General features: G+C 44.6%; 9 protein-coding genes. All 9 read left to right on the top strand.

The window, feature by feature from the left end:
• Window positions 1–232 precede the first annotated feature (232 nt).
• Window positions 233–739, top strand: a complete 507-nt coding sequence (locus tag IJT21_10200) for a Rha family transcriptional regulator (protein ID MBQ7578621.1) — start codon at window positions 233–235, stop codon at window positions 737–739.
• A complete protein-coding gene (locus IJT21_10205) occupies window positions 726–1,517 on the top strand; it encodes a phage antirepressor KilAC domain-containing protein (GenBank protein ID MBQ7578622.1) in 792 nt (263 codons plus the stop codon). The genes IJT21_10200 and IJT21_10205 overlap by 14 nt, the downstream gene beginning before the upstream one ends.
• Window positions 1,514–1,663: a hypothetical protein gene (locus IJT21_10210; GenBank protein ID MBQ7578623.1), complete on the top strand. Its 150-nt coding sequence runs from the start codon at window positions 1,514–1,516 to the stop codon at window positions 1,661–1,663. Before IJT21_10205 ends, IJT21_10210 begins: the two co-directional genes overlap by 4 nt.
• A gap of 93 nt (window positions 1,664–1,756) precedes the next feature.
• Complete coding sequence (locus tag IJT21_10215; GenBank protein ID MBQ7578624.1) at window positions 1,757–2,041, top strand: hypothetical protein; 285 nt, start codon at window positions 1,757–1,759, stop codon at window positions 2,039–2,041.
• Window positions 2,031–3,533, top strand: coding sequence for a phage tail sheath family protein (locus tag IJT21_10220; protein MBQ7578625.1), 1,503 nt, complete (start codon window positions 2,031–2,033; stop codon window positions 3,531–3,533). Before IJT21_10215 ends, IJT21_10220 begins: the two co-directional genes overlap by 11 nt.
• 12 nt (window positions 3,534–3,545) lie before the next feature.
• Window positions 3,546–4,070, top strand: a complete 525-nt coding sequence (locus tag IJT21_10225) for a phage major tail tube protein (protein ID MBQ7578626.1) — start codon at window positions 3,546–3,548, stop codon at window positions 4,068–4,070.
• Window positions 4,071–4,424: 354 nt separating this feature from the next.
• Window positions 4,425–4,691 (top strand): site-specific DNA-methyltransferase, encoded by a 267-nt coding sequence (locus IJT21_10230; protein MBQ7578627.1) that lies wholly within the window; start codon window positions 4,425–4,427, stop codon window positions 4,689–4,691.
• 23 nt (window positions 4,692–4,714) lie between these two features.
• Entirely contained in the window at window positions 4,715–5,050 is a 336-nt protein-coding gene (locus tag IJT21_10235; GenBank protein ID MBQ7578628.1) for a phage tail assembly protein, read from the top strand.
• A 169-nt stretch (window positions 5,051–5,219) separates the two neighbouring features.
• The coding region (locus IJT21_10240) for a phage tail tape measure protein (GenBank protein ID MBQ7578629.1) at window positions 5,220–8,243 on the top strand (3,024 nt) is incomplete at its 3' end.

Consider the following 8,243-nt stretch of genomic DNA (forward strand, 5'->3'; position numbering starts at 1 on the left):
AAATTACATAATGTGATAAAAATAATTTCACCCGGACTATACGGTATACAATCCGGGTGAAAAAAATAATAGAAAACGAGGAGATTATACCATGTCTATGCGTGAGTTAGTATTCAAATTCCCTGTAGCAGTATTAAACAAGGAATCACGCCCGCAATTTTCATCACATATCGAGATTCAAGTTACCGATCGGGAGTTACCGTTCACGATTGAGTCGGAAATTATCCGCATTATGAGAGAATATTTCCCGGTCAAGAAAAAAGAGCCGAAAACGCAGGCAATTGACCCGGCCTCAATTTTGAGTGCGGGAGAACTCGGAGTCATCGAACATAACGGGCGAGTCATGGTCGATTCGGTGTCGCTCGCAAAAGTTTTCGGGAAGAATCACAAGGACGTTCTAAGAGCTATCAGAAATCTTGATTGCAGTCAAGAATTTACTAAGCGCAATTTTACGCCCAGCTCGTACACGGACAGCACCGGAAGAAAATTAGCCGCCTATTACATGACGCGCGACGGATTCACTTTTCTTGTGATGGGCTTCACGGGAACAATAGCAGCGAAATTCAAAGAAGCCTACATCAACGCATTCAACGCGATGGAAGAGGCATTAAAGCAAAGGAAAGACTCGGGGCTCCCGAAATTGAGTCTGAGTCAGGCCGACATTGACAAATTTGACAACTCAACACCTTTTACAGCTGACATGACAGCAGAGGAGCTAGCAGACCATGACGGAAAATAACGCAATTCAAATTTTCAGCTACGAAAATAAACAAGTAAGAACTATAGAGAAGGACGGCGCAATTTGGTTTGTCGCAAAAGATGTGTGCGATATTCTGGAAATTGAGAATGTAACAAAGGCTTTATACGGTCTTGACGAGGATGAGCTGACCTTACTAAAAGTTAGGGCAGGTGGTCAAGATAGAGAAATGAACGCAATTACGGAGTCGGGAGTGTACGCGCTAGTGTTCAGGAGCAGAAAACCGGAGGCAAAGAGATTTTCCCGCTGGGTACGCAGTGAAGTGCTGCCGTCGATAAGGAAGAACGGATTTTACGCAACACCAGAGGCCGCCGAAAAAATATTAAACGACCCTGATATATTCATTGAAGTATTACAGGCGTTGAAGTCTGAACGCGAGAAGACCGCCGAACTTGAGACCGAGAAAAAACAGCTCGAAGCACAGGCAGTAATTGACAAACCGAAAGTTTTATTTGCTGACAGTGTGAGCGCGAGTGATGACTCAATACTCGTCAGGGATTTGGCGAAATTATTGCGTCAAAACGGTTACAAGACCGGAGAAAGACTCCTTTATGCGGAGTTCCGCCGGCGCGGGTTCATCATGAAAAATTCAACAATGCCGACTCAAAAGTCAATGAATCTCGGCTTAATGGAAATACAGAAAACTACAATACAGCGCGGAGATAAACCGTCTTTCACGGCACACACTACGAAAATAACCGGCAAGGGACAAATTTACTTCTGCAACATGTTTCTGAATAACGGAGAGGATTTATCATGAGGATAATAACTCTCTTACTGCAGAAAATTGCAGAGCGCACGTTTTTGTATGACAGCAAGAAAAAACAGCATGCACTCAGACAGCGCACAAGGGCAATACTTAACGGCGATTACTACGAGGCAGTTGCGCGCGGAGTGTTGATTTAGCAGTCAGTCAGATATAACTCTCAATATATTTACTCAAATTCAGGGGGCTTCGGCCTCCTTTTTTTATGGCAATAAACAATGGAGGTGTGAAAAATGTTCTATGATGAATACACATACAACACAGAGTCAGAACCAGTTGTTTACACAGGGCCGAATATTTTTGCTATGGCTCTGCAAAGATTTCAAGTCTACAGGGGAGGACTTCCGCCCTACGTCAAACGCGCAATAGAGAAAATCCCCGACATCGAAAAATTAATAGTTCCAGTTTCGGAGCTTGAGTCAATGAGACAAAAAATTAATCAGGCCGGAACAAATGAGTCGCGACTCTTTGAATCCGTCAGAAAATCAGCAGAGAAGGTGAAGAGAAATGGCATATAAACACGGTGTCTACAAGGAAGAACGCCCGACATCCTTAATTACGCCAGTGCAGACTGAAGCAGGGTTGCCCGTCATTGTAGGGACTGCTCCTATTCATTTAGCGTCAGACTCGGAGGCAATAAACAACGTTAATAAACCTCAGTTAGTCTACAATTACAACGAGGCAGTGCAATTATTCGGGTTCTCTAAGGATTGGAACAAATACACGCTTTGTGAGTTCATTTATTCGCAATTTGCGCTGTTTTCCGTGTGTCCGTGCGTGTTAATCAACGTATTAGACCCCGCAAAACACAAAGAAATAATTTCTGCGCGCGAATACACAATCACCAGCAGCACAATCAATTTAGGCGCAGACGTGATTATCAATGATGATTCATTTGAGGCGGCGAGTCTCAATGTCGAAGAAGATTCAGACTCCGGTGAGGTAAAGAAAATTTATACTTCCGGGACTGATTACTCACTCGCATATGACGACGACGGCAATGCAATTTTTACCATAATCGCAGGCGGTGCTTTGTCGGGAAAATCGAAAGTTTTTATCAGCTTCACGAAAATTAAACCCGAACTCGTAACATCAAATGACATTATCGGAGGCGTGGACGCGTCAACGGGCGATTATTCCGGCTTTGAGCTTGTAGATAGCGTTTTCCCAAAGTTTCGACTTGTCCCCGGGTTATTGGGCTCGCCGAAATGGAGCCAATATCCGGAGGTCGCGGCGGTCATGCGTGCAAAAGCTGAAAATATTAACGGGCTGTTCTCGTGCGTGTCGGTTGTAGATATTCCAAGTGATTCAGCCGGTGCAGACAGATACACAGAAGCTCCCGAATGGAAAACGCGCAATAATTACGTGTCTGAGCGTCAAATAGTCTGCTGGCCTAAAGTTAAGCTCGGTGATGACGTTTTTCACTTGTCAACGCAGTTAATAGGCCTCATGAATCAAATCGATTCAGACAATGACGATACACCCTATGAGTCGCCGTCAAATAAATTACTGCAAATGAACGCGTGCGTAAATGCGTCCGGCAAAGAAATAGATTTAGGAGTCAAACAGGCAAATTACCTCAACGGCGAGGGCATTGTTACGGCTATAAACTGGGTCGGAAGCTGGCGCGCATGGGGCAACAGAACCGGCGTTTATCCGTCAAATAATGATGTAAAAGACGCTTGGATTTCTGTACGGCGCATGTTTGACTGGATCGGGAATGAATTTATTTTAACGTTCTGGCAGAAAGCAGACAAGCCCATAACTCCGCGCTTAATCCGCACAATAGTAAACAGCTATAATGTCAGGCTCAACGGACTTGCAGCACGTGAATACATACTCGGAGGCCGTATCGAATTTCAGAACGTCGAGAATGCAGCAACAGATTTGTTGAACGGGATTCTGAGATTCAATATTTACATTGCTCCGCCGCCCCCCGCTGAACAGATAGTCGGAATACTCGAATTTGACCCCGATTATCTCAATGTCTTGTTTGAAGCTGTGAAATAAGGAGTGATTCTCATGGCAAATTTGATTCCGGAAAAAAATATAAATTTTAGCGTCTACCTTAACGGAGGGCTTGACCTGCTCGGAGTTGCGGAAGGAGCTTTCCCGAATTTCGAGGCAATGACCAGCGAGGTCAAAGGCGCAGGAATTGCAGGCACCGTCGACAGCATTGTATTAGGACACTTTAACTCTATGACAATGAGTCTCACGTGGCGCAACGTTACAAAAGATTTCTTGAAATTATTTGATCACACAACAGTAGATTTGGACTTGTACGCCGCTGAACAATATTACAACGCAGGCACCGGCGAATATGAAGTCGTACAGCTTCACGCATACATGAAGGCAACGACAAAGAGTCAAAACGTCGGGAATCTCGTAGTAGGCGACAACATGGACACCCAGACCGAACACGAAATACATTACATCACAATTGACCGCGACGGTAAAGACTGGATCGAGCTTGATAAATACAACTACATTTACAGAGTTGACGGCATTGACAGGCTCGCAGAAGTCCGCGCCGCTCTCGGAAAATAAATGAATTACGGCGAAATAGTACAGCTCGGCAGACATAGACTCATGACGTGTTATAACAAAAACACTTAACGGCAAAGTCAAAAGATTAAAACATTTTTTGCAAACGGGGCCGTTTGCATGTCATCAGCTGCTCCCGTTGGTCGCAGCAGAAAACACGTACGGAATAATTAACTCTCCGACGAAAATTTTATTATCTGAGGAGGGCAGTATTTCGCTGATTTCTTGCCGATAAATGGCGGCTGGATATTCTGGGATAAGTTGAGGCCGAACACTTTAGATTTCGGGAGCGTGAACTTGCTTATAATTCATGCTCTAACGTCGTGAAAAAATACGCTCAAAAAATGGAACGGTGTAATCAGAGAAGGCAAAGTATCATTAAATTTACAGCGCAGAATCCACACAACACAAAAGCCCGTTGAATTACATATGGAAATTTTACAGGACTTCAGCAAGGAAAATGACGTTATTCTTGACTGCTTCGGAGGTTCGGGGACGACTCTAATAGCCTGCGAAATGACCGGCCGTACATGTCTAATGATGGAAATATCCCCTCGCTACTGCGATATTATTTGCGAACGATACAACAAATTAACGGGGATCGGACAATTAAAATTATTCTAATTCACTCACGGAGGAAAATTTTTATGCAGATTCAACTCAAGAAAGCTATTAAGCACAAAAATGAAGATATTTACTCACTTGATATTCCGTTAGAAAATTTGACGGGTAATGACTTAATCGACGTGGAAGAACAAATTATCAAAACAGGAAATTTCGCAGCAATGACGGATTTCTCACGCGCCTATCTCATAGCAGTAGCAGCTAAGGCCGCTCATATGCCAGTCGAAGCATTACGAATGATGAGCGCACACGACTTTTCACGAGTCATAACAGAGGTACGAAATTTTTTGATAGCTACGGATTCAGACGAGACAACCGAGACAAACGAAGACCCGGCGAGTCTCCCGGAAATATCTTAAGGCGAATTGCAGTCAGGCTCGCCCGCGCTGATACAAATACACCCGTCTTAGAATGGCTCAAAATGTCATTAGGCGAGTTGTTCAAATGGGTTAATATCGTCAGCGATGAGGCGAAATTGTTAGAACGCGAAATGGAAAAACACAGCAGGAAAGGACGGTGATTTTGTAAATGGCTAAGGCAATGGAAATAACTTTTGCTATCGGAGCGGCACTAACTGGCGGATTTGGCAGCGTCTTCGGCAAAGCAGGGCAAACTTTGAGTCAGCTGCAAAAACAAACTCAGGCATTGCAGCAAACTTCGGGGCAAATAGGAGACTTCCAGAAACTGCAAAACGCTATCAAAGGCAATCAAACGGCAATGTTAGCGGCTCAATCACAAGCTAAAGCACTTGACAATCAAATAAGCTCTTCAACGCAGAAAACAGCACAGTTAAGAGAACAATACAAGGCTTCACAGTCAGAAATTTCGAGATTAAGTGCTGAACTCGGACGCAATAAAGACGCTTATGCAGCAGCGCAGTTAAATGCAGATTCGCTCAAACGCCAAATACAGAAATCAACCGGCCCGACTGCTGAATTACAAAAGCAATATGCACAGGCTCAAGCAGAAGTCAGGAGACTCGGAGGTGCTGTCAAACAAAGCGAGTCGCAATTGAAAACGGCTCAGGCAACAACGCAGAGACTCAACACTGAAATAAGAAATTCCGCACAGCAGACGAAAACTTTGCAGAATGAGCAGAAAAATTTAAACTCGACAGCAAATCAGCTTCAATCACGACTAGACCGAGACCGGGAAGCACTCTCACGAATGCGCACAGAATTAACCGGAGCAGGAGTCGACACAAGAAATTTAGCGAGCGAACAATCAAGACTCACTCAGCAATCACAAAGACTCGCCGACGCTCAAGCAAGATTATCGCGTTCACGTGCAGCACTTGAGGCAACAAAACAAAATCTATCGTTCAATAATATTAAGGGCGATCTAATGACAGCGGCAGGTCTGGGATTGAGTCTCGCAGCTCCAGTAAAACAGGCCGGAGATTTCCAGCAGGCTATGGCAAGGGTTCAGGCTGTAGCTTTTACCGGGAAAAATAAAAGTCTCGAACAGCAGGCCGCCGACGCAGAAGCACTCGCAAGACTCACGGAACAGGCTCGACAGCTCGGACGAGATACACAATACACAGCAACTCAAGCAGCACAATCGCAGGAAAATTTAGCACGTGCAGGCTTCAAAGCAAATGAAATAATTGCAGCTATGCCGGGTTTATTGAACATGGCAGCCGCTGAAGGTATGGACTTATCGAATGCGGCAGATATTGCGGCCAGTACTTTGCGTGGATTTAATCTCAGTGCTGACCAGTCAAACAGGGTCGCCGATGTTCTCGCACAAACAAGCGCAGCAAGTAACACAAGTATTGCGCTATTAGGCGAGTCAATGAAATATGTCGCTCCGGTTGCGTCAGGACTCGGCGTATCAATCGAAGAAACAGCGGCTATGCTCGGAATAATGGCCAATGCAGGTATCAAAGGATCGCAGGCTGGTACGGCGTTAAGGGCAGCTTTTAACAGGCTGTCGAAGGAACCGAAAGCAGTCGAGAAGGCTTTACACGCTCTAGGAATTGCAACACGCGACGCACAAGGAAATTTGCGGAAAATGCCGGGACTCATGCAGGATTTAGCAGCTAAAATGAAAAATATGGGTTCAGGCGACCGAATGAAATATTTGACAAATATATTTGGTCAGGAAGCCGCCGCCGGAATGCTCGCAGTTATGGAAGCGTCAGTTAACGGAAGTCTGCAAAATTTAGAGAGACTCAATCAGGGTGCAGACGGTGTGTCTAAGCAAATGGCCGATGTCATGAACAACACAATGCAGGGAGCTTTTACGCGTCTTGGGTCTGCTACAGAAAGTCTTATGATCGACATCGGAAATGTTTTACTGCCGACAGTGCAGAAGGCTGTAGACGTTTTCACCGGCTGGACTTCCGGATTATCACAGCTTGCACAGGAATATCCGCGAGTTACAAAGGTTCTTGTCGGAGGAGTCGCAGCTATAGCAGGTTATAAAGTCGCAGTAACAGGCTTAAGAATTGCATGGAATCTAACAAAATTACCGTTCCAGCACGCAAGAGTCGCGTTTGACTGGCTGAATGTGAAATTATTGCAGAATGAGCACGCGTCATTGTTTGCGGCAGCTAAGACAAAAGTTTTGACAGGTGCGCAAAAATCATGGCAATTAGTAATGAAGGGCGGGAAAAAATTATTAGATGCAGGAAAACTCGCGCTTTATTACGGCAAACAGATTTTAATCACAACAGCGACTAAAGCATGGACAGCAGCTCAATGGCTATGGAACGCAGCTCTGACAGCAAACCCGATCGGACTCATAATTACAGCAATAGCAGGGGCAATCGCAATAGGTTACGCGCTTTATAAGAACTGGGACAAATTAAAAGCGTGGTGGGAGTCATGGACAATCAAAGACGTATTTGCGGCTCTGAAGGATTACGCAAAAAAGGCTTATGACTGGGTAAAACAAAAATGGGACGACTTCTGGGCCTGGTGGGATACAATCTCGCTAGGTGATATATTCGAGCCGGTAAAAGATTTTGCGTCAGGTGCTTGGGATTGGATAAAGCAAAAGTGGCAGTCTCTCGTAAATTGGTGGGACTCTTTGTCGCTAAGTGATATTTTTGCAGGCGTAAAGAATTTTGCTTCAGGTGCTTATGACTGCGCGAGTCAAAAGTGGGAAGAATTTAAAGTATGGTGGGATTCGTGGTCATTGAGTGATATTTTTGCAGGCGTAAAGAATTTTGCTTCAGGTGCTAAAGAATGGGTAAATAATAAATGGCAAGAATTTAGCGCGTGGTGGGAGTCTGTATCGCTAAGTGATATTTTCTCAGGAGTGAAGAATTTTGCTTCAGGTGCTAAAGAATGGGTAAGTCAAAAGTGGGAAGAATTTAAAGTATGGTGGGAGTCTGTATCGCTAAAAGATATATTCTCAGGAGTGAAGAATTTTGCTTCAGGTGCTAAAGAATGGGTAAGTCAAAAGTGGCAAGAATTTAGCGCATGGTGGGACTCTTCGTCATTGAGTGATATTTTCTCAAGCGTTAAGGATTTTGCTTCAAGTGCTAAAGACTGGGTAAATAACAAATGGCAGGAGTTTAGTGCATACTGGGAGTCGTTGTCATTG

It is taken from the genome of Synergistaceae bacterium (assembly GCA_017443945.1).
GTDB lineage: Bacteria > Synergistota > Synergistia > Synergistales > Aminobacteriaceae > JAFUXM01.

What these genes read in the sequence shown, in the direction of transcription:
- IJT21_10200 (MBQ7578621.1), top strand. Translation starts at nt 233, where the DNA reads ATGAGAGAATATTTCCCGGTCAAGAAAAAAGAGCCGAAAACGCAGGCA.
- IJT21_10205 (MBQ7578622.1), top strand. Translation starts at nt 726, where the DNA reads ATGACGGAAAATAACGCAATTCAAATTTTCAGCTACGAAAATAAACAA.
- IJT21_10210 (MBQ7578623.1), top strand. Translation starts at nt 1,514, where the DNA reads ATGAGGATAATAACTCTCTTACTGCAGAAAATTGCAGAGCGCACGTTT.
- IJT21_10215 (MBQ7578624.1), top strand. Translation starts at nt 1,757, where the DNA reads ATGTTCTATGATGAATACACATACAACACAGAGTCAGAACCAGTTGTT.
- IJT21_10220 (MBQ7578625.1), top strand. Translation starts at nt 2,031, where the DNA reads ATGGCATATAAACACGGTGTCTACAAGGAAGAACGCCCGACATCCTTA.
- IJT21_10225 (MBQ7578626.1), top strand. Translation starts at nt 3,546, where the DNA reads ATGGCAAATTTGATTCCGGAAAAAAATATAAATTTTAGCGTCTACCTT.
- IJT21_10235 (MBQ7578628.1), top strand. Translation starts at nt 4,715, where the DNA reads ATGCAGATTCAACTCAAGAAAGCTATTAAGCACAAAAATGAAGATATT.